The sequence below is a fragment of the Pseudomonas sp. WPR_5_2 genome, from assembly GCF_003634475.1.
GTDB lineage: Bacteria > Pseudomonadota > Gammaproteobacteria > Pseudomonadales > Pseudomonadaceae > Aquipseudomonas > Aquipseudomonas izuensis.
In genome coordinates, this window is the sequence record NZ_RBLA01000013.1 from 1 (window position 1) to 21,609 (window position 21,609).

21 protein-coding genes are annotated in these 21,609 nt (G+C 54.0%); 15 read left to right on the top strand and 6 right to left on the bottom strand.

Features of this window, described 5'->3' with window-relative positions; translation table 11 throughout:
• The 11 genes from BJ917_RS32480 to BJ917_RS31010 form a co-directional block, all read left to right on the top strand.
• Window positions 1–110: hypothetical protein (locus BJ917_RS32480; RefSeq protein ID WP_234499630.1), on the top strand; the 110-nt coding region annotated here is incomplete at its 5' end.
• A gap of 197 nt (window positions 111–307) precedes the next feature.
• On the top strand, window positions 308–1,681 hold the full coding sequence (gene eat, locus BJ917_RS30960) for an ethanolamine permease (protein WP_096514860.1): 1,374 nt from the start codon (window positions 308–310) through the stop codon (window positions 1,679–1,681).
• 194 nt (window positions 1,682–1,875) lie between these two features.
• Entirely contained in the window at window positions 1,876–3,270 is a 1,395-nt protein-coding gene (locus BJ917_RS30970; protein WP_096514858.1) for an ethanolamine ammonia-lyase subunit EutB, read from the top strand.
• An 8-nt stretch (window positions 3,271–3,278) separates the two neighbouring features.
• Window positions 3,279–4,103: an ethanolamine ammonia-lyase subunit EutC gene (gene eutC, locus BJ917_RS30975; protein ID WP_121106029.1), complete on the top strand. Its 825-nt coding sequence runs from the start codon at window positions 3,279–3,281 to the stop codon at window positions 4,101–4,103.
• 114 nt (window positions 4,104–4,217) lie between these two features.
• Window positions 4,218–4,679: an N-acetyltransferase gene (locus tag BJ917_RS30980; protein ID WP_096514854.1), complete on the top strand. Its 462-nt coding sequence runs from the start codon at window positions 4,218–4,220 to the stop codon at window positions 4,677–4,679.
• 296 nt (window positions 4,680–4,975) lie between these two features.
• Window positions 4,976–5,632 (top strand): DedA family protein, encoded by a 657-nt coding sequence (locus tag BJ917_RS30985; protein ID WP_096514852.1) that lies wholly within the window; start codon window positions 4,976–4,978, stop codon window positions 5,630–5,632.
• Between the two features lie 6 nt (window positions 5,633–5,638).
• Complete coding sequence (locus BJ917_RS30990; RefSeq protein ID WP_121106030.1) at window positions 5,639–6,451, top strand: zinc-dependent peptidase; 813 nt, start codon at window positions 5,639–5,641, stop codon at window positions 6,449–6,451.
• Between the two features lie 114 nt (window positions 6,452–6,565).
• Window positions 6,566–7,093, top strand: coding sequence for an inorganic diphosphatase (gene ppa / locus BJ917_RS30995; protein WP_007933577.1), 528 nt, complete (start codon window positions 6,566–6,568; stop codon window positions 7,091–7,093).
• A 215-nt stretch (window positions 7,094–7,308) separates the two neighbouring features.
• The gene (locus BJ917_RS31000; protein WP_096514848.1) at window positions 7,309–8,055 is read left to right on the top strand and encodes a helix-turn-helix transcriptional regulator; all 747 of its coding nucleotides are present in this window, start codon (window positions 7,309–7,311) and stop codon (window positions 8,053–8,055) included.
• Between the two features lie 537 nt (window positions 8,056–8,592).
• Window positions 8,593–9,843 (top strand): integrase arm-type DNA-binding domain-containing protein, encoded by a 1,251-nt coding sequence (locus BJ917_RS31005; RefSeq protein ID WP_121106071.1) that lies wholly within the window; start codon window positions 8,593–8,595, stop codon window positions 9,841–9,843.
• 93 nt (window positions 9,844–9,936) lie between these two features.
• Window positions 9,937–10,764, top strand: coding sequence for a hypothetical protein (locus BJ917_RS31010; protein WP_147432598.1), 828 nt, complete (start codon window positions 9,937–9,939; stop codon window positions 10,762–10,764).
• Window positions 10,765–10,766: 2 nt separating this feature from the next.
• Here BJ917_RS31010 and BJ917_RS31015 read toward each other — a convergent pair whose 3' ends face one another.
• A complete protein-coding gene (locus BJ917_RS31015; protein WP_121106032.1) occupies window positions 10,767–11,900 on the bottom strand; it encodes an inovirus-type Gp2 protein in 1,134 nt (377 codons plus the stop codon).
• A 376-nt stretch (window positions 11,901–12,276) separates the two neighbouring features.
• Window positions 12,277–12,501 carry an AlpA family transcriptional regulator gene (locus BJ917_RS31020; RefSeq protein WP_121106033.1) on the bottom strand — a complete coding sequence of 75 codons (225 nt, stop codon included), beginning with the start codon at window positions 12,499–12,501 and terminating at the stop codon, window positions 12,277–12,279.
• 610 nt (window positions 12,502–13,111) lie between these two features.
• Between BJ917_RS31020 and BJ917_RS31025 the strand changes: the two genes are divergently transcribed.
• The 4 genes from BJ917_RS31025 (at window position 13,112) to BJ917_RS31045 (ending at window position 16,360) form a co-directional block, all read left to right on the top strand.
• The gene (locus BJ917_RS31025) at window positions 13,112–13,447 is read left to right on the top strand and encodes a hypothetical protein (RefSeq protein WP_121106034.1); all 336 of its coding nucleotides are present in this window, start codon (window positions 13,112–13,114) and stop codon (window positions 13,445–13,447) included.
• A gap of 142 nt (window positions 13,448–13,589) precedes the next feature.
• Complete coding sequence (locus tag BJ917_RS31030) at window positions 13,590–14,558, top strand: DUF932 domain-containing protein (protein ID WP_121106035.1); 969 nt, start codon at window positions 13,590–13,592, stop codon at window positions 14,556–14,558.
• Between the two features lie 123 nt (window positions 14,559–14,681).
• Entirely contained in the window at window positions 14,682–15,179 is a 498-nt protein-coding gene (locus BJ917_RS31035; protein ID WP_121106036.1) for a JAB domain-containing protein, read from the top strand.
• 380 nt (window positions 15,180–15,559) lie between these two features.
• A complete protein-coding gene (locus BJ917_RS31045) occupies window positions 15,560–16,360 on the top strand; it encodes a hypothetical protein (protein WP_121106038.1) in 801 nt (266 codons plus the stop codon).
• A 384-nt stretch (window positions 16,361–16,744) separates the two neighbouring features.
• Here the strand turns inward: BJ917_RS31045 and BJ917_RS31055 are convergent, their stop codons facing one another.
• Genes BJ917_RS31055 through BJ917_RS31070 form a run of 4 tightly spaced genes read right to left on the bottom strand, consistent with a single transcriptional unit; the run spans window position 16,745 to window position 21,449 of the window.
• Window positions 16,745–17,185, bottom strand: a complete 441-nt coding sequence (locus tag BJ917_RS31055; protein WP_121106040.1) for an EcoRII N-terminal effector-binding domain-containing protein — start codon at window positions 17,183–17,185, stop codon at window positions 16,745–16,747.
• Window positions 17,182–19,002 carry a DEAD/DEAH box helicase gene (locus BJ917_RS31060; RefSeq protein ID WP_121106041.1) on the bottom strand — a complete coding sequence of 607 codons (1,821 nt, stop codon included), beginning with the start codon at window positions 19,000–19,002 and terminating at the stop codon, window positions 17,182–17,184. Before BJ917_RS31060 ends, BJ917_RS31055 begins: the two co-directional genes overlap by 4 nt.
• Window positions 18,995–19,819: an HNH endonuclease gene (locus BJ917_RS31065; protein ID WP_121106042.1), complete on the bottom strand. Its 825-nt coding sequence runs from the start codon at window positions 19,817–19,819 to the stop codon at window positions 18,995–18,997. Before BJ917_RS31065 ends, BJ917_RS31060 begins: the two co-directional genes overlap by 8 nt.
• A 1-nt stretch (window position 19,820) precedes the next feature.
• A complete protein-coding gene (locus BJ917_RS31070) occupies window positions 19,821–21,449 on the bottom strand; it encodes an ATP-binding protein (RefSeq protein WP_121106072.1) in 1,629 nt (542 codons plus the stop codon).
• Between the last annotated feature and the right edge of the window lie 160 nt (window positions 21,450–21,609).

A 21,609-nucleotide genomic window follows, 5' to 3' on the forward strand; every position in this document is an offset into this window, starting at 1 on the left:
ACAAGAAGTCCGGCGTCGGCCGTGAAACCCACAAGATGATGCTCGATCACTATCAGCAGACCAAAAACCTGCTGGTGAGCTACGACATCAATCCGCTGGGTTTCTTCTAACTCCGCGCGAAACCGTGTAACGGCCATTCGCTGGCAAGCCAGCTCCTACAGGAGCGAGGCTTGCCGGCGAAGGCGCCCCCTCAATGACACAACAAACACCGCCCTGCCGCTCTGGCACGGGCTTTGCGTGCCCGCTTTACACCCAAACGCAGTTCCCGAAAGTCCAAAAGATCGAAAAAGAAAAATAGAGAGGACTTATGACGACTCCTTCCACACAGCTCAAACCCACACTCGGCACCCTGCATTTATGGGGCATTGCCGTCGGCCTGGTGATTTCCGGCGAATACTTCGGCTGGAGTTACGGCTGGGGTACCGCAGGGACGCTGGGTTTCCTCGTCACCGCCTTGATGGTGGCGACGATGTACACCTGTTTCATCTTCAGTTTCACCGAATTGACCACCGCGATTCCTCACGCGGGCGGGCCGTTTGCCTACAGCCGTCGGGCCTTTGGTGAGAAAGGCGGATTGATCGCCGGCATCGCCACGTTGATTGAATTTGTCTTTGCGCCCCCGGCGATCGCCATGGCGATCGGCGCCTACCTCAATGTGCAATACCCGGAACTGGACCCGAAAATCGCCGCGGTGGGCGCCTATTTCGTGTTCATGACCCTCAATATTCTCGGTGTCAGCATCGCCGCCACCTTTGAACTGGTGGTCACCGTGCTGGCCGTCGCCGAATTGCTGGTGTTCATGGGCGTGGTGGCGCCGGGCTTCAGCTTCAGTAATTTCGTCCTGAATGGCTGGTCGGGCGCCAATGAATTCACGATAGCCTCGATTCCCGGCATATTCGCCGCCATTCCCTTCGCGATTTGGTTCTTTCTCGCCATTGAAGGTGCAGCCATGGCGGCTGAAGAAGCCAAGGACCCGAAACGTACGATTCCCAAGGCCTACGTCAGCGGCATTCTGACCCTGGTGTTCCTGGCCATCGGCGTGATGGTGATGGCGGGTGGTGTAGGCGACTGGCGCCAACTCTCCAACATCAACGATCCGCTGCCCCAGGCCATGAAAGCGGTGGTGGGCAACAATTCGAGCTGGATGCACATGCTGGTATGGATCGGCCTGTTCGGTCTGGTGGCGAGTTTCCACGGGATCATCCTTGGTTATTCACGGCAGTTCTTTGCACTGGCCCGCGCCGGTTATCTGCCGCGCAGCCTGGCGAAACTCTCGCGCTTCCAGACACCCCACCGCGCCATCCTGGCGGGCGGCGTGATCGGCATCGCGGCGATCTACAGCGATGGCCTGGTCAACCTGCAAGGCATGACCCTGACCGCGGCAATGATCACCATGTCGGTGTTCGGCGCCATCGTGATGTACATCATCAGCATGCTCAGCCTGTTCAAACTGCGTAAAACCGAGCCGAACCTGGAGCGCACCTTCCGCGCCCCGGGTTATCCGATCGTACCGGGGATCGCGTTGTTCCTGGCCGTGGTGTGCCTGGTGGCGATGGCCTGGTTCAACACCTTGATCGGCCTGATCTTCCTCGGCTTCATGGCCGCCGGTTACCTGTATTTCCAGATGACCGCCCGGCAACGCTCCGAGGCACCAGCGGACGCTATGCTCGAAGGTATATAAGTTGCACTGGCGTCGGGCCGGAAGCCTGGCGCCTGCCCTATCGAAGTGCACACCGCCCCTCCCTGTAGGAGCGAGCCTGCTCGCGATAGCGGTGTGTCATTCAACAAATGTGTCGAATTTAAGATCGCCATCGCGAGCAAGCTCGCTCCCACAGGGGTACGGTGGTCATTTACAGAACAGAAGGACACCGCCCCATGGCCGTATTTGCCCATTCCGTCGGCGCCCAGACCTATCGCTTCGACAGCCTCAAGGAAGTGATGGCCAAAGCCAGCCCGGCGCGCTCCGGGGACTTTCTGGCCGGTGTCGCCGCCCTCAACGATGGCGAGCGCGTTGCCGCGCAGATGGCCCTGGCCGACATTCCGCTGAGTCATTTCCTGCAGGAAGTACTGATTCCCTACGAAGCCGATGAAGTCACCCGGCTGATCATCGACACGCACGATAAACAGGCATTCGCGATCGTCAGTCACCTCACCGTCGGCGGATTTCGCGACTGGCTGTTGAGCGATGCCGCCGATGAGCAGGTGCTGCGCGCCCTCGCGCCCGGCCTGACCCCGGAAATGGTAGCCGCGGTCTCAAAAATCATGCGTGTGCAGGACCTGGTACTGGTGGCGCAGAAAATTCGCGTGGTCACGCAATTTCGCGGCACCCTCGGTCTGCGCGGCCGCCTGTCCACTCGCCTGCAACCCAACCACCCTACCGACGAACCGGCCGGTATCGCCGCGAGCATTCTCGATGGCCTGCTGCACGGTAACGGCGATGCGATGATCGGTATCAATCCCGCCACCGACAGCATCGCCTCGATCTGCGCCATGCTGGAGATGCTCGACGCAATCATCCAGCGCTACGAAATTCCGACCCAAGCCTGCGTGCTGACCCATGTCACCACGTCAATCGAAGCGGTCAACCGCGGCGTACCACTGGACCTGGTGTTCCAGTCGATCGCCGGCACCGAGGCGGCCAACGCCAGCTTCGGCATCAACCTGAACGTGCTGAAGGAGGGTTACGACGCCGGGTTGAGCCTCAATCGCGGCACGCTCGGGCAGAACCTGATGTATTTCGAAACCGGCCAGGGCAGCGCCCTGTCGGCCAACGCCCACCACGGCGTCGATCAACAGACCTGCGAAACGCGGGCCTATGCGGTCGCACGACACTTCAACCCGTTTCTGGTGAACACCGTCGTCGGCTTCATCGGCCCGGAATACCTCTACAACGGCAAGCAAATCATCCGCGCCGGCCTCGAAGACCACTTCTGCGGCAAGCTGCTCGGCGTGCCGATGGGTTGCGACATCTGTTACACCAACCATGCCGAGGCCGACCAGGATGACATGGATACCTTGCTGACCTTGCTGGGCGTGGCCGGGATCAATTTCATCATGGGCATCCCCGGTTCCGACGACATCATGCTCAATTACCAGACCACTTCGTTCCACGATGCGCTCTATGCCCGGCAGACACTGGGGCTCAAGCCCGCGCCGGAGTTCGAACAGTGGCTGGCGAAAATGGGCATCTTCACCCAGGCGGACGGCAGGGTTCTCTTCGGCAACAGCCTGCCACCGGCCTTTCGCCAGGCCCTGGCGCAACTGGGATGAGTATTGATATGGAAAAACTACCCTTCGACCCGCACAACCCATGGCTGGAGCTGCGACGCCTGACGCCGGCGCGGATTGCCCTGGGCCGCACCGGGACCAGCATGCCTACCCGGGCGCAGCTGGACTTTCAATACGCCCATGCCCAGGCACGGGATGCGGTGCATTTGCCATTCGACCATCCAGCCCTGCGCTCGCAACTGGCCGAACGCGGGCATGAAAGCATTTTGTTGCACAGTGCGGCGATAGACCGGAACAGCTATTTGCAACGCCCCGATCTGGGACGTCAGTTGAGCGCCGAGTCGGCACAGACCCTGCGCAATTTCGCCTCGGCCAATCCGGGCGGGGTCGATCTGGTCATCGTGGTTGCCGACGGTTTGTCTGCATTGGCTGTCCACCGCCATACGCTGCCCTTTCTGGCGCGACTGGAAGAACAGATCCGCGCTGAAAACTGGTCCGTGGCCCCGGTGGTCCTAGTGGAACAGGGGCGCGTTGCAGTGGCAGACGAAATTGGCGAACTGCTGGGCGCAAAAATGACGGTGATTCTGATCGGCGAACGCCCTGGCCTCAGCTCGCCAGACAGCCTGGGGTTATATTTCACCTACAATCCAAAGGTCGGTCTGACGGACGCCTACCGTAACTGCATCTCCAACGTACGCCTTGAGGGGCTGAGTTACGGCATGGCGGCACACCGTTTGCTGTATCTGATGCGCGAGGCCTGTCGCCGGCAGCTGTCGGGTGTCAATCTGAAGGACGAAGCACAGGTTCAGACATTGGAGTCGGACGCAGGAGCGGACATGAAAGGTAACTTCCTGTTGGGGCCGCCGCAGGCCTGAACCGCTTGCGCATTGCACTATCGTTCCGGTTTCAGGCAGGATCGACGCACGGCCGCCAGGGTTTCCCGTCGCCGTCAAAGCACGCAAGACAGCCACTTGAAGACGAGACCTACCATGCGGATTATTCAAGCGACCCTCGAACACCTGGATTTGCTGACCCCGTTGTTCGTCAAATATCGCGAGTTTTATGGTTCCCTGCCGTATCCGGACTCGTCCCGGGCGTTCCTCGAAAAACGCCTGCGTCGCAAGGAATCGGTGATCTACCTGGCCTTGTCCGATGAGGACGACAACAAACTGATGGGTTTCTGTCAGCTGTACCCGAGCTTCTCGTCGCTATCACTCAAACGCGTCTGGATCCTCAATGACATTTATGTCGCCGAAGACGCCCGCCGCCAGCTGGTGGCCGACCATCTGATTCGCACCGCGAAGAAAATGGCCAAGGAAACCAATGCCGTGCGCATGCGTGTCTCCACCAGCAGCAACAACCAAGTTGCGCGAAAAACCTACGAATCCATTGGCTTCAAGGAAGACACCGAGTTCAAGAACTACGTGTTGCCGATCAGCGACGAGCTGTAGCGCTTCACCCGCCCCCTGTGGGAGCGAGCCTGCTCGCGATGATCCCGAGAACACCACTTATCGTTCACGACCATCGCGAGCAGGCTCGCTCCTACAGGTTTCGGGGTTATTAATTGTCATCAGACTGCCAAATACCCCTTGGACATCCCCCGCTACAATCTCGACGCGTTTTTCACTTTCCAGATCGTATAATTCCGATCTTCCCGACGTGTAAGAAAAACTACACCCGTCTGTAGCCTTACTCGAAGTCAACCGCACAGGCCTGCCGAGTCGGGCCGTCATCACAGGTGCCCTCCATGGATTTCAACCCGCTCGATCTAATCCTGCATCTCGATGTTTACCTCGATATGCTGGTCAACAACTATGGGGCCTGGATTTACGCCATTCTATTTCTGGTGATCTTCTGTGAAACCGGCCTGGTGGTCATGCCCTTCCTGCCGGGCGACTCGCTGCTATTCATCGCCGGCGCTGTTGCAGCCGGGGGCGGCATGGACCCGGTGTTGCTGGGCGGCCTGCTGATGCTCGCGGCTATTCTGGGTGACAGCACCAACTACCTCATCGGACGAACGGCCGGCGAGCGATTGTTCCGCAACCCGAATTCGAAAATCTTCCGTCGCGACTACCTGCAACAAACCCACGACTTTTATGACAAGCACGGTGGCAAAACCGTGACCCTGGCGCGTTTCCTGCCGATCATCCGCACCTTTGCGCCGTTCGTCGCCGGCGTAGGGAAAATGCCTTACCCACGATTCTTCGCCTTCAGCGTATTCGGCACCATCCTGTGGGTGGGGGGCCTTGTCACCCTCGGCTATTTCTTCGGTAACGTACCGTTCATCAAGAAAAACCTGTCACTGATGGTGGTCGGCATCATTCTGGTTTCAATGCTGCCAATGATCATCGGCTTCATCCGCAGCCGCATTGGCAGTTCGAACTCTAAAGCCGAAACGCGCTGATTCGGCATGTGGTCACTCAGTGCCTGGCGACGCCGGCGCACCCTGGCCAAGCACCCGATTGCCGATGACATGTGGCAACGGGTGCGCCACCATCTGAGTTTTCTTGATGGTCTCAGCGCCGCCGAAGACCAATGGCTGCGCCAGGCCTGCGTGCTGTTTCTGCAAGACAAGCACCTGACCGCCCTGCCCGGTGTCGAACTGCATCAGGAACAACGCCTGCTGCTGGCCGCGCAGGCGCAATTGCCATTGCTGCACCTGGGCGATCTGAATTGGTACCAGGGTTTTCACGAAATCATTCTCTACCCAGACGATTTTCTCAGTCCGCAGCGTCATCGTGATGCCAGCGGCGTCGAACACGAATGGGACGGCGAACACAGCGGCGAAGCCTGGCAACAGGGGCCGATCATCCTCGCCTGGCCCGGCGTCATGGCCAGTGGTGGCTGGGAAGGCTACAACCTGGTGATCCACGAACTGGCGCACAAACTCGACATGCTCAACGGCAACGCCAATGGCTTGCCGCCGCTGCACGCCGATATGCGGGTCAGCGACTGGGCCAGGGTCATGCAGCACGCCTACGAAGACCTCGACCGGCAACTGGAACGCAATCCGGACGCCGAGACCGCCATCGATCCGTATGCCGCCGAAAATCCCGCCGAGTTTTTCGCCGTCACCAGCGAGTACTTCTTCAGCGCCCCGGATTTGCTGCACGAGGCTTATCCGCAGGTGTACGCACAACTGAAGCTTTTTTACCGGCAAGATCCGCTGGGCCGCCTGAGGCAACTTCAGGCCACGGACCCGGTCTATCAAGCGCACGACTAAGGTTGTACACGACTTCTGGTACGTGGCGTCGACACAGGAATATGCCTATAATCGCCGCCACTTTTTGGTCAATCCGGCCAAGTGTTTTTGGTCAACTAACGGGGGCAACGCCCAATGAGCTACAGCAAGATTCCGGCTGGCAAAGACCTGCCGAACGACATCTACGTCGCGATCGAGATCCCGGCCAACCACGCGCCGATCAAATACGAAATCGACAAAGACAGCGATTGCCTGTTCGTTGACCGTTTCATGGCCACCCCAATGTTCTACCCGGCCAACTACGGTTACATCCCGAACACCCTGGCTGACGACGGTGATCCCCTGGACGTGCTGGTCGTGACCCCTTACCCGGTTGCTCCAGGCTCTGTGATCCGCGCCCGTCCGGTCGGCATCCTGAACATGACCGACGACGGCGGCGGCGATGCCAAAGTCATCGCTGTTCCACACGACAAGCTGTCCCAGCTGTACGTCGACGTGAAGGAATACACCGATCTGCCAGCCCTGCTGATTCAGCAGATCGAGCACTTCTTTGCGAACTACAAAGATCTCGAAAAAGGCAAATGGGTCAAGATCGAAGGCTGGGACGGCGCAGACGCCGCCCGTGCTGCGATCACCAAGTCGGTTGCTGCCTATAAAGGCTAAAAGCAGCCGCAAGCTTCAAGAAAAACCCCGGTGACCCGGGGTTTTTTGTGGGTGCTTGAAAAGCATCACTTAAACACCTTGTTTAACAGGGCTTGTTTTGGTGTTTTCTTGTTTAATTTTCCTCAAGAACGTCTTACATCCGGTCGTAAATTTCCCTCGAAATTTGAACGGTTCGTTTATTCAAAGCCTTATACCGCGCCAGTAGACTCGTGTTTATGAAAAAGAACACTAGCGGCCCTCGATTCAAAGCGCTCCTTGGATTAGCCAACATCACGACAACCGGGTTTGCCGATTTCCTGAACACGGCCCCGCAAAATGTCCATAACTGGTTCACCCGTGGTGTGCCCGCCCACTGCATGGAAGAAGTCGCCAGAAAACTGTCCGTCAACAGTGAATGGCTGAAAACAGGCGATGGCCCGAAGGACGCCACGCACCTGCGTCTGCACGACGAATCCGGCAATACCTTCGACGCACAGGCCATTCGCGGCGTCTACACGGTTATCGAGCCCACCGACGTCGAACTCCCCCTCTACAAGGAAACCGCCACAGCCCCCGGCTCCGGCAAAACCCACGTCGTCGAAGACCCGGGCCAATCGATCCGACTGCCCCGCAGCCACCTCGACTCCCTGGAGATCAACCACGCCGATGCGATCTGCATCCACATGATCGGCAACAGCATGGCCGAACGGATAGAAGACGGTTCTACCCTGGCCATCGACCGCGGCCTGACCCAGATTGTGGATGGCGAAATCTACGCCATCGAACATGACGGCATGCTACGCATCAGATACCTGCACCGAATGCCGGGCAACGCACTGCGATTGCGCAGCCATAACCGCGCAGAACACCCGGATGAAATCTTCAGGCCCGCGCAAATCGAAGAACAGAACATCAGGGTATTGGGCTGGGTGTTCTGGTGGTCAACGCTGAACAAACGCAGGCCGCCAGTGCCGTTTCTGTGACTCCGAGGCGTTTTCATCGCGGGCAAGCCACGCTCCCACAGGATCATGCAATACCTGTGGGAGCGTGGCTTGCCCGCGAATGCAATGGAAAATTCACCATGAAAGTCAGGGGTGCCACAGGACTCGCAGCTCACCGGAAAGCCCTACCCCACACACCAAGCTGGGAATTTCCCAAAAAAATCAGTATGCTGCGCCCCACATTTGCGCATCGACCCGCCACGCGGCTCAGATCGCACCGACCAGGCAGATGATTTTCTCGCCGAGTCCCACAGCCGGACGCAAGATCCGGGTGTACGTTTTGAAGGCTGGCGCGGTTTACCAAAAATAAACCAAGCCAGTCCCCGAGAAGCCGGCCACAAGCCGGCTTTTTAATTGTCCAAAAAAATCCTACCCCATCCGAGAATCCACCTGATAGCTTAGCTATTCCGGGGGATTCAGGCATTCCCCTGTCCGATGGCGTTCAATGCCATTTGACCTCATCCGACGATGAAGTGGGGGGACAGGTGGGGGGACAAAAGGGACGACAGGGGAAATCCAATGGGTAAGCTGAATCCGAAACAAGTCGAAAACCTAACAGAACCCGGCACCTATGAAGATGGTGATGGGCTTCGTTTGGTCGTCAAACCTACCGGGCGTAAATCCTGGCTACTTCGCTTCCAGCTCGCAGGTCGGCGCAGGGAGATGGGCTTGGGCTCATTCCCGGAAGTGAGTCTCAAGAAAGCCAGACTTGAAGCCAGCGCCAAGCGCAGTCAATTAAGCGATGGAGTAGATCCTCTAGCCGCTCGCGATATCGAACGCGCTGCTCAACGCGAAGCCCAACGAACCAGCGAGGCAAAACAGCTGAAATTCGAGACACTCGCGAAAGAATACTGCGAGGCCCACGGAGGCACTTGGTCAGAGAAGTGGCGCAAAGGCTGGCTGCGGAAGCTGGAGCTGTATGCCTTTGCCCAAATTGGCAAACTGTCTGCCGAGGAAATCGGCACACCCCAGGTGCTCAAGGTACTGCAACCTATCTGGGCCACCAAGACCAGAACTGCCGACGAGGTACGTGGGCAGATTGAGCAGGTTCTAGACGCCGCCAAGGCACGCAATTTACGAGAGGGCGAAAACCCTGCTCGCTGGCGTGGACACTTAGACAACCTTTTGAGTCGTGCTGAAAAGAAGAAGGCTAGAAAACGCTCGCACTTTGAAGCATTGCGCTGGCAGGACGTGCCCGCCCTGATGTCCAAACTCAGCGCAAACGCCACACCCGCCTCCTTGGCCGCTCAACTGCTGATCATGACCAGCGCACGTGCCCACATGGTGAGGTTTGCTCGTTGGGATGAGTTTGATTTGAAAGCTGGCACTTGGTCTCTGCCGGATGAACGCATGAAAATGCGCGTGGCCTTTGTCGTCCCACTTGCCGATGAGGCAATAAAGCTCGTGAGAGGCATTCCGCGAGCTGAAGGAAGCCCCTATCTGTTCCCTGGCCAAGGGAAGTCAGGAGTGATGCACACAAACGCCATACGCACGCTTCTGCACAACATGAAGTATGAACACATCACTCGGCACGGCTTTCGCTCTTCGTTTCGTGACTGGGCGGGTGAATGCACGCACTACCCACGAGAGGTTTGTGAAATGGCACTCGCACATGACGAACGCGACCAAACTGAAGGAGCGTATTCTCGCTCCGATTTCCTCGACAAGAGACGCGCACTCATGACAGATTGGGCTAAATTCATTTGCAAGCCCATAGCTGACAACACAAGTTCCACCAATCCATCTAAAAATATAAAAGAAGCTACATAAAGCAGCTGAAAACTGAGCAATCCAAAAAAGTATAACTGGGTGCGCCTACCTAGGAAACAATACTTCCTTTGAAACTAATCCGGCGATTCCATCGTGCTTAAACAACCCGAAATAAAAATCACTTTATGCCTTCCGCTCGACTGGAGCCAAACACCAAAGTCAGAATTAGAGTTTCTAATCGAACAATCCACCGCTAAAAAAGAGTTTTGCCCAGCAAATTTAGAAAACCAACCAGGATATAAACACTTAACTCTCCTCGGAATCGATGACGCCGCAAGAGAGGTGATTGAAACAATAACAAAACGATACATGATGTTCTGCAGAACGCTCCCAGCAGAAAGCAAAATCGCACTGGACCACATTCTTAAGAAGCTTTTAGAATCACAAAAATATAAAAGCACAGAAACCAAAAATAAATTAAAAACATTTCTCAATGACGATCAAATTGCCGCCTTCCAACACATAAAAAACGCTTATTCAAGCATCGCGATGGCCATCTTCCTTGCCCAAGAACTAGAAGGAGAAGGAGAAGGAGAAGGTAGCTTGGGAATAAAGATGTTGTACACCGGCTTACACGAGCTTTATTCCGGCACCCGACGATTCTTCAAAGAGCAAATCAAAACACGATCAGAAGTCGCCACAAAAGGAGGCCTTGCCCGCAAGGAGCACTACTTGCCCACCAAGCAAAAAGCTTGCGAGTTACTTAACACACTAGCTCCGCAAGAAGGCTGGAATGAAGAACTTGATGCATACAAAGCAATACTGCCAGAAATAAAAAAATACTTAGAGGAAAATGACATAAAGCGCCCCGCAATGATCAGCATCGAAAAGACATTGAGGCGCTGGATAAAAAATGATCCTATCGTTTCTGCTGCCGTTAGGATCGCCCAATTTCCAGCTCACAATAGCTCGACGGATTGATATCAATGCTCTCGCGGCCTTCCCACTGATCGCTCGCCTACCTTTGGCGAGTTCCCTTTACCAAATGTTCTTTTGTTCCCAGGCATGCAAGCACTTACATATCGATCCGCTTTCGTAAGGTAGATTACTGCCATCTCTTTAAGACTGCTAAGCTTTTCCGCCTCACTGTAGTGAATCATCCCGACACCACAGTGTCTGTATTTAGCCTTATTTCCATTGCAGTTATAATACACACCTTTCCCCTGAGTAATTACATTATTCCAGTACTCACCTATTAGTTTTGCAATAACAATATCCTGCCGCACCTTCGCTCCATCTAAAAAGAACATCATGTGGTAATGATGGCCTTTCTCCCTACCGTACTCGAGTTTCCATACGTACCCCACCATCCCCAAATCGGGGCACTTGTTTTTCAGGTAGTCGATAAGCTTTACCCGATGCTGAACAATTTGCTCCGTAACAATACGTAGAGCGTCTAATCTATCACTCGACCGGCTATAATCTTCAACTTCAAGCCTCCCTTTTCCATATGAAAAATCAACTCTCAACACCAGCAATCTAGAATAACGCGCAAACAAAGAATCTATGTAACTCAACAATCCCGAGTAATTCTTATTAGCTGCCCGCATATGTGCGGACATTTCCCGTCTGAATGCCCCGCCAGAGACCCACTCTCTGACCGCATCAACAAATCGATTTAGCCCACGAAAACATTCAGGTAATTCTGACTTCTCCAACCCGCATGGACTTGAAGGCTTTATTTTTCTATAGCACTCATAAAAGGCACTGACATAAGGATTGACTTTAAATAGCACCATCCCTCTTTCAAGCTCAACATAGTTAATTGTAACTGCTGATACAATACTCTTTTCTTCTTTACTTAATACCATCTCACCTCGATGCTTGAGCGACGCCAAACTAAAGATATCTCCTGATACTTTTTCCACCACACTTACAGCCCTCATGATCCTGCTAACAGAATCAAACAGCATGCCGTCCCCGCTAAAACACGAATACCCTACCTCCTTTATTGGATCATAAAACTCCTCAACGACTTTTTCTTTATAAGCATCGACAAACTCCAACTCATTAAAGCTCATATCCCCGCCACACCCATAGTCAATATAAAACATCATTACGCTTGCTCTCTAGTACACCTTAATTCTTTATCTGACGCTTACCCCCTTCAGGCACATATAGCTTACTTGACTAAAACACCCCTCCACCTCCAACATCTCTAGCGAACACCTTTCATTAACGACCTGACATCCAGCCAATCATTCAATACCCATATCCAAATACACGACTACAATCACTAAATATATTCTAGATATTATCTAATAACATATAAACCAATATTGACACCTCCCCTTCACCCCAGAGACAACATAAACAAAAAGCCAAGGCACACCCAAATCGAGCTTTAATTAACTCAATAATCTTTCAACGTTAGTACGCAAAACGACTTATATTTAGATGGGCCTATCGTGAGCTTTTTATCTAAACCAACCCTCACCCCAAAGAATTATCAACCAGTGATTCAATCCATTTATTAATGCTCGATTCCAACCAGCCTACCGCTGAACTACCAATTTTCATCGGCTTAGGGAACGAGTGGTCGTAGCGCGGTGACGCAGGGTTCATACGGTCATAAATCGTTGACCTCGACAACCCCACACGATCCAGCACCTGCTTAAGGCGTAAAACCCTAGGTTGGGTAGTGCTACTTCCTACCATTTTGTAAGCTCCAGACTGCGTTGGTACGCGATAGGACCACTCTAAAGAGTTTCCCTTGTCCAGAAAATTACTTGTGCTTACGTCGAAGTTTTACCGAGTCGCGTCAACACATCAGTCGGGTATCCACGGCTGTTTACCTCGCGAGCGTGCGCGTGTACGGGCAGGCGCATGCGCGCACGCATTGGCTCGCCAAAAAAGTTAGTTCTCAGACAACGACTTAGTTCTCATGTCAATTTCCAGCAGAAAATGTCTTTTCATAATCTTGTCCAACTCAATCCATGCCAATCCTGCAAGATCCAAACAGATTCCAAGGCCCGACCCAAAGCACAATTCAAGCCATAGTCTAGATATACGCAGCAACTATTCGACAGATGGTCAAATGGCGAAAACCCACTATCTGAAGTGCCACAACAAAATATGATGGGAAAATCCATCAAAAATCGCAGTTAACGAAATTTCAGCCATACATCACAACCTTGTACCTCTGCGCATCCAGCATCCCTCCAGACTCGACAGCTCACCATTCAAGCAGATCGCCTTGGCGATCTGCTTGATGAGCTCTATGCCCGAGCAATGACTTCATCTCAACTCTCTATAGGAACCCCTGCACATGACCACTCAATGCCCACGCTGTCACTCCAACACTGTCATCACCAGGGATTTAGCCATGAAAGTCGGCGCCCTTATCGGAACCGTCGGTGGTACCGCCCAAGGTGTCACAGCCGCGATGGGAGGTGCCGAGGTTGGCGCTGTCATCGGCGGCGTGGCCGGTCCCGCTGGTGTCGTTGCTGGCGGCATGGCCGGGGCCATTCTCGGCGGATTAGCCGGAGCGGCAACCGGCTGTATTGCGGGCGCCAAACTCGGCGAAATCATCGATGAGCGGGTTCTGGACAATTACGGTTGTCTCGATTGCGGACTGTCATTTAGCAGCCGTCACTCCGTTTGAGCTGTACATCGCCCACTTAACGCAACTGCTAGTCCCCATCTGATCCATCACTACCCCCTCTCCATTACCATCCTGCGCGCCGACTCGTCCCTGCTGAACGTTCAGCGGCCTCGACGCGCGCCTATGAAAAGGAATCATTCCCGTGGCTCATCTCGTCGAACAAATGGCCTACGTTGGCGCTACCCCTTGGCATGGCTTGGGAAGCCGCCTGACGCAAAAACAACCGCTGGAAGTCTGGCAGCGCGAAGCCGGTATGAACTGGCAAATCCAGGACAGCCCAGTGCATTTCAAATCAGACAATATCGGCACTCTGGGCTCGATCCACTCCTTTCCGGAACAGAAGGTGCTGTACCGCTCCGACACTAAAGCGCCGTTATCGGTGGTTTCTAATCGATATCAAGTGGTGCAGCCGCGCGAAGTTCTGGAGTTCTACCGAGACCTCACCGAGGTTTCAGGGTATGAACTGGAAACCGCCGGAGTGCTCAAGGGTGGGCGCAAGTTCTGGGCGCTTGCCAGAACGGGCCAAGAGACCGCGCTGAAGGGGAATGATCAAGTGAACGGTTATTTGCTACTGGCCACCTCTTGTGACGGCACACTAGCCACCACCGCGACTCCCACCACTGTTCGCGTGGTCTGCAATAACACACTGACAATCTCTCTGAACGGAAATACCCGCGCCATCAAGGTTCCGCATAACACGCGCTTTGATTCCCAGGCAGTGAAGAAACAACTAGGCATCGCCGTCTCCCAATGGGATGAGTTTATGTATCAGATGCGCGCACTTGCGGAACGTAAGGTTCAGTGGACTGAGGCCATGAGCTTCTTCATGGAAGTGCTGTGCGACACCAATGCGCATGACCCCATTCCTAATGTACTGCCCAACAAACGAGCTATGGAGAAGGTACAAAACCTGTACGAAGGTAAAGGCCGAGGATCTGAAATGGAGTCCACTCGCGGAACAGCATGGGGTTTGCTGAACGCGGTGACTGAATACGTGGATCATGAAAGGCGCGCTAAGAGCTCTGAATATCGAATGGATTCGGCATGGTTTGGGCAAGGCGCAGTAATTAAACAGAAGGCACTCAATGCAGCTTTACAACTCGTTGCGTGAGCCACAGCACTACCGAGTGCTCCCACCTAAAGGGGGGGGGCAGAGTCATTCAATCCCGCCCCCCCTCAAGTCTGTGCTAACCACCCTTCAGTGCTTTCACGCGTTCGTGATAGGAATACCAGCATGAAATATCCCAAGCTCAAAGTCGGTGAAACGCCCGACACCTATGCCATGGAGTCACCGGTCACCGAGGCCGACATTTTGCAGATGGCTCAACAACTCGCGATGTATCGACTGTCTAAAGGGCGGGCGCTGACTGAACGTAGACTCGTCTTCGGTCACCTACAAACGCTTCTACAATTCCATAATTACGAAGTCTTTGCTTTGTTAATGCTCGATACCGAGCACCGGGTTATTGGTTTCAGAGAGCTATTCAGAGGCCCCTTTGAAGGGGCCAGCGTGTATCCACGGGAGGTGGTGAAAATCGTACTGGAGCACAACGCTGCGGCCGTGATCCTAGTTCATAACCAACCCTCTGGCGCACCAGAATCCAGCCAGGCCGATCGCGCATTGACAACTACCCTTAAAAACGCCCTCAACATGGTTGGAACTCGGATTTTGGATCATGTCCTAGTGGGCTATGAAGGTTGCGTATCAATGGCAGAGCGGGGACATCTGTAAGGTGTCGCCTCCCCTTGGCAGGCACTAAGCGATCCAATCCGGCAGGTGGTGCATACGACTCTAGACGAAGCGAGAATCACCTTTACTCAAGGAAGCACCCATGGATTGATGCGCACCCTCATCACAATTTTCACTTTCGTCGGGGCACTGGCGAGTGCTTCAGCTGTAGTGCTGACTGTAATCCCGATCCTGCGATTTCCGCCGATCTTGATCGTCGCAGGTATCGCTTTACTGCTCTTTGAACTGACGTGTACCCAGTACAACCTAGGTATAAGTAGCTCTGATAGGTTTGAAAAAGCTCTTGCCATGTAGGAACAATGTTCCCAATATGAGCTAGACCGAACGAAGCGGCACCCCCAACAGTGACGGAGCAGGACGACATGACCATCAAAAAGCAAGCCAAGCCTACTGAAGCACTTCAGAGCTTCGAGGTTTTCTATAACGGCGAGCTGTTTCAAACCGTCGAGTTTTCCAGCCTCCGCAAGTGCAACAACTGGCGCGAAAAGAACCTAGAGACTCCGTTCCTTTATGTGATCAAAACCCCTAACTGCAACCGTGAGAGCTGCATTGAGCTGTCCAAGCGTTATTTCTCAACCAAGCACCGCGTGTACCCGGAACTATTTGAGCGCCCTGCGTGGGACGTAGTGACCGAGGCCGAACTGCAACAGCTTGAAGAGACTCGCATTGTGCGGGAAAACCGCGAGCGGACAGGGGTACCGCTTTCTGTCCAAGTCGGCGGCGGTAAATACGACGTAACCATCGTTCACTTTGACAAGCCAATGCGTGACCGCGTTGAGATCATCAAGGGCGACCTGAGCCGAGAAGAAGCTTACGAGTTCATTCGCAACTTCGGCAGCGATACCGTCACAAAAGTAGAGACACCAACAGAAGAGGGAGTGAGGCCAGTGACCAAAATGAATCAAACCGAGCGCCAGCAACTGATCCTGAGCACGTTACTGGACACCATCAAACCAGAAAACACAGGCTGGAGAAAAATCGTCAAGGCCATTGAAGCGCTGCACGTGGTCGAGCCAGACGGATGGCTAGAAGTGCGCGACGTGCTTCAATACGCCTTGGATCAAGGCCGAATTGCTCGCCCTAAGTTCGATCCGCATGCCGATGACGAGTATTACTTTTCAGTTACTCCGGTTACGCCTAGCACCCCGAAATCTGAGGAGTAAGCACCGGCTGTAGGCCCGTAAAAAGTAAGAACCGGTGACGAATTTTGGCGTGTATCCGGGATACGGAATTGAAGACATGTACTCTCGAAAGCCAGACGCCTCATTGCACGACCCGTCCCCGGCCTACTTGCGCGGCCTTCTGGAGACGGCAGGCATCACTCAAGAAGCAGCAGCGACTGCACTCGGCATCACTGACCGCGTTATGCGCTACTACTTGAGCAGCCAAGAGTCGGCCACCTACCGACCAGCGCCCTATGCAATCCAGTATGCACTTGAGCAACTGGCGGTACACGCTGCGAAGAAGCGAAGCGTGAAAGGTGCCTGAGTACTTTGGGACGGGGGGCGCCGGCCCTTTCAGACGGAGAAGGTAAACGCCTGATCCAATCAGTGAACACGGCGCCAACTTGACGTGATCTTGATCCTGACGCTTTGCTCCACTTCCTGATTGACAGGCTCCTCAACTGGGCGCACGACACGAATAGCATAATTGGTGGAGTCTTTATGCTTTGAAATCTCAAGCGCTTCGCCCTCAACCGCCCCCATTTCTCGAAAATAGCTGGTCATGTAAGTGATGCGATATTCGTTACGGGTGCCCTTCGCATCATGAAACTTGTTGTTGTAATAGACGAACCGAAATCGTCGCAGGGTCCCAGATTCATCCACGCACTCTATCCATGCATCAGGGTTCTTGATGGCGGGGTCAAGTGGGGGCAGAAAAGAAAGCAGTTCTGCTTCAGATTTCGGGATAAGGATACCGCCTTGGTGTCCGCCGGTAGCGCCTACATCGTTGGCACTCAGAGTCTTACTGAAGGTTTTTTTTGTCATATTTTCTCCGGTGCAATTTCGAGTGCCCGCTTAAGGTCGGTTGCATCCCTTGACGAAACTGGAACACTTTCATTCGCCAACTCGCTCTTCCAAAGGGATCGGTCGATCATTACTTCCTCAACAGTATCCTTATAGAAAAGGCGATATACGGTGACAGGTTGAGTCTGGCCACGACGGTGAGCCCTGGCGCTTGCCTGCGCCTCCAGCGCCGGGTTCCAAACGGGAGTGAAATGGATTACCACTGTTGCTGCGGTAATATTCAAACCCGCACCGGCGGCTTTGGGATTCAGGACCAAGCATCCGGGACCATTATGGGCCGAGAAGTCGTCGATGATCGTTTGGCGCCCCTCCTGTGGAGTCGAGCCATTGATCGCCCCCCAATAAGCATCTGGAAAGCCTGAAAATGCGTCTTTCAACAGGTCTCCAATTCGATTGAAGAGCGCAAAAACAATGACTTTTCGTCGATGGAAGAATGCCTCTTGGAGGAGAGTCACTGCTCGCTCCATTTTTGGGGTCATTAGGGGATATGCATTGGTAGGCACAACCCTCGAGTCCTCACCGTCGGAATCGCTTTCTTCGTCACGACGTAACCAAGGATGTGCGCAAACCAGTTGTAGCTGAAGCGTAGCCACTAATGCTCCTGCCACAGGGTACTTCGCGAGCGTGGCCTCCCGGACCATCAGGTAGTGTTCAGCAAGCTGATCATCCAGCTCGAGAGGCAGGTCGATATTGATTCGCTCGGGCAGATCACCGGCAACATCAGCCACTCTACGCATGAGAATTACGGGATCCGTGAAGCGTCCGACTGCCTGCGCCGATTCGATGCTGTCCGGATAGGCTGCTTCGAACTCACATCGCGAACCAAGCAATCCAGGAATGGCAAAGTCTGTCAGTGACCAAAGATCAAGAAGGCTGTTTTCCACTGGAGTTCCGGTCATCGGGATGGTCCGTCGACGCGGAATGGCCGCTATTGCGCGCCGCCGGTTCGAGTCTGGATTCTTGATAGCCTGAGCCTCATCGCAGATTACCCAAGACCACTCGAAAGAGGAGAAAATCGAGATGTCATTGACCATCGTGTCGTAGGTCGTAATCACTACACTTGCCTTTTGAAGCTCTCGATAGATCCCAGCTCTGTTGGGGCCGCGATGCACCATCAAGGTCATTCCGGCCGCGAAGCGCTCAAACTCCCGCACCCAGTTGGCGATCAGGCTAGTGGGACAAACAATCAAGGCTGGGATACTGGCCTTGGGTGGATCCATCAGCAGTAGTGCAATGATCTGGAGGGTTTTTCCCAGCCCCATCTCGTCGGCAAGAATTAATCCGCCCGTATGCCTGATGGTCTCCCACATCCAACGGACACCACGCGCTTGGTAGGGAAAAAGCGTTGCGGTCAGTCCGGGGACGGCAATCTCGCCTTCAAGATCCTCGGCCACAACTCTCCCGGCCCTGAGAAACGCCTCATCGGGCTCTGCAGCTATGACCGCGCCTGCATCGCGTATCAGCCTGACGGCCTCACTGTAAGGTAGGTTGTCCGGAGCGAAGCCACGTAACAGTTCAACAAATAGGCTCGCAGCATCTCGAGGAAGAGGCCGGATTGTGGATCCATCTACCACCCATGTATGACAATTGCTGGGCGCACGATGAACACTTCTATCCCCCCGCACCACACGAACACCTGCAAGACGTGCCACGATGCTTTGTCCAACCCTATCAATAACAATCAATGGGTCAATGACTCGCTCCGAAAGCGTAAAACCATCGGGTGTGCAGCTCCGTAGCGCCTCGAAAGCCTCTGGAAGATCTGAAATATCAGTCATGGATGTCCCTCCTGAAATCCCTGAGCTCTTCGATGCTGTAGGGCAACGGGCGCCTCGTGTGGGCCGCGCGATGACAGTTTGGGCAAAGCGGAACAAGATCGATGAGAGGATCGTATGGCCGGGGCTCTTTCAGCAATGCAAGCGGCTCAAGGTGGTGAACCTCGATGATCGAACCAGCCTCACCATACTCCAGCCTCGGCTGCAGACCGCAGGCTATACATTTTTCACCGTGGATACGGATACACAGAAGCCTGTTGCGAGGGTTTCGCTCCCGGCGCTGGATAACCGATTGCAGGATTGCACCTTCGAAGGCAGGAGCCTCGTCAACTATGGGATCTTCAACGACGTCATATCCAATTAGCTCGGCCATGGAGGCCATCATCGGCACGATCACATCACGGCAAGTGGCAATGATCTCGGCATCATCATGTGGTTGCGCCAAATCACGAATTTTCGCCGTCATCTGAAACGCACCACTCGTAACACACCAGTCCAAGATGCTCTGCCCTTGGACTTCGATCTCGATATCTGACCGGATAGACGCCACTAAAGCGCGAGCCAGCTGTACATCCTCCGACGACGCCTTCCTGATCTGCCCGATAACTTGTCCAGAGAAATTTCCGAAAGACAGACTGACCCTATGCCCCCTCAATCCATAAGGACGAAGCTCAGCAACGGGACCGTGTTTCTCGTCAAGATCTCCAAACCATATTCTGAGTCCAGATCGAAGACCACTGTGATCAACCGCTGCGGCAATCGCCGCACCGGTTCCATCTTCAAGCTCACTCAGGATTAGATCCTTCTTACCTGCAATCATCTCAGGCTTCTTCTTCGGCGATCAGCTCACCCAGCTCTGGGTCCGGAAAATTACGTAGTAGCTTATGCAAATTTCTCGAAATTTCGCTCCGAATATCCTCGAATATCGGCTCCATCTCTGCGTTTGTGTTGTTTTGTTCAGCCACAGAGAACGCCCACAGAAGCAAGTCCATTCCATCGACTGCGAATCCATTTGCAGCCGCCCGCTTATAGATTTTCTGGTAAAAATCGTGATGTTTATTCAGCAACACTGCCGGGACATGGCCACTATCACCTGCACTACGGAATGCCGGCTGCCAAAGCTCGCCAGTAGTGATGTCTTCGACCGCCTCGACGTAGACGGTTTCGGGACTCACATTGCTCTGAATGGCCAGTTTGAGCTTGATCTTGGAGCCCATATTGTTCGAGACAATCGCAGATTGTGCAGCAGGATCGACAGAGGCAACCTGCGGCTTGCTGGCGTTTCCCGTTTCAGCAATGTTCTTGTTCGCGCTGGTATGGTCGATTTTGTGGGTGTTCGCATGTTCACGGTTTTGCCTGCGATAGCGCTTACCTGCTTCACGGTATATGGGCTGAAGTAGCTCGCGCAGGCCATCCTCAAGATCGGGATGAAAAAGGATACGGGACTTCTTGACATCGATCCGGAACGCGTCATCAAGCTTGTGACTGAAGTCGAATTCGATGCGCAACAGGGAGGTGTGAGGTTCGGGGGCACCGAAAACCTCCAGCCAACTGCCATCCTGGATAAGCCGACCTTCGCGATAGACGTAAAAACCTTGCGACCGGTTCGAAATACGCGCATGGGTCTTTTCTTCATCTTTAGTCATGTCACTGCGATGCGGCAAAATCCAGGCCCGGATGTTTGCTATTTCCTCAGAACCGTCAGGTAGCTCAACGAGTAGTTTTTGTTTTACCGGCGATAGGACCTGTTCGGAGCGCTTTGGATAGAAGGGGTTCCAAGGCTCGACGGGGGTCTGATTAATAAAGATTTCGACGTCACGCTCACGCTCGTCTGTTTTGTCGAGGAAGCGGTGATAAACAAGTGAAAGGTGCTTGGCCAAACTTTCAGCAAGCCTGTTGACCGCTGCCTTCTCCTTAGAGCCACCTGGATCATAGTCCTTGGTCAAAATCCTGTCGCACTTCTCCCAGATGACAAGCGTGCCTTTTTCTCCGCACAACTCATCGAACATCTCACGCTCATCTGAGGTAATCGGCTCTCGAAGCATCTCCCACTGATTTCTCTGGGCGACATGCTCGAGATCCCAAGCAAGCTTTGCCAGTTCTTGGTCTGGCGCCTTGCGCGAAATCAGGGAGTACTTGAGGCAGACAGAACTAGAGGCGGTTTTCAGACCCAACCCAAACTTGCCGAGACTCTCAGGATTTTCACGTTCGGGAGCACCGTAACGCATTGCCCGATGGATACCATCGGCGTTCATGCCTTCCCCGTTATCGCCAAAATAAACCAGTTTACGCCCATCCTCGCGGAGGATTATCTCGACATTAACCACGTCCGCCTTAGCAGCAATCGAGTTATCGATGATGTCTGCCGCAGCCGTCCTGACGTTGTAGCCTGTATCTCGGAGACCGAAGATCAGACGCGGGGCATCAGGTTCATTGATCAGATCGCTCACTCTGTAATCCTTCTGTATTCCGGGCATATTGTCGAAAAAAACCGACCCCATTGCTCTGGCCCCCATGGAAGGCCCGATTTTAAGGGCATGGCATTCAACCGAGAGACTTCCTTGAAGAGCGCCGATTTCAACCATGTCCTGGTGTATCTCGAAGAGCACC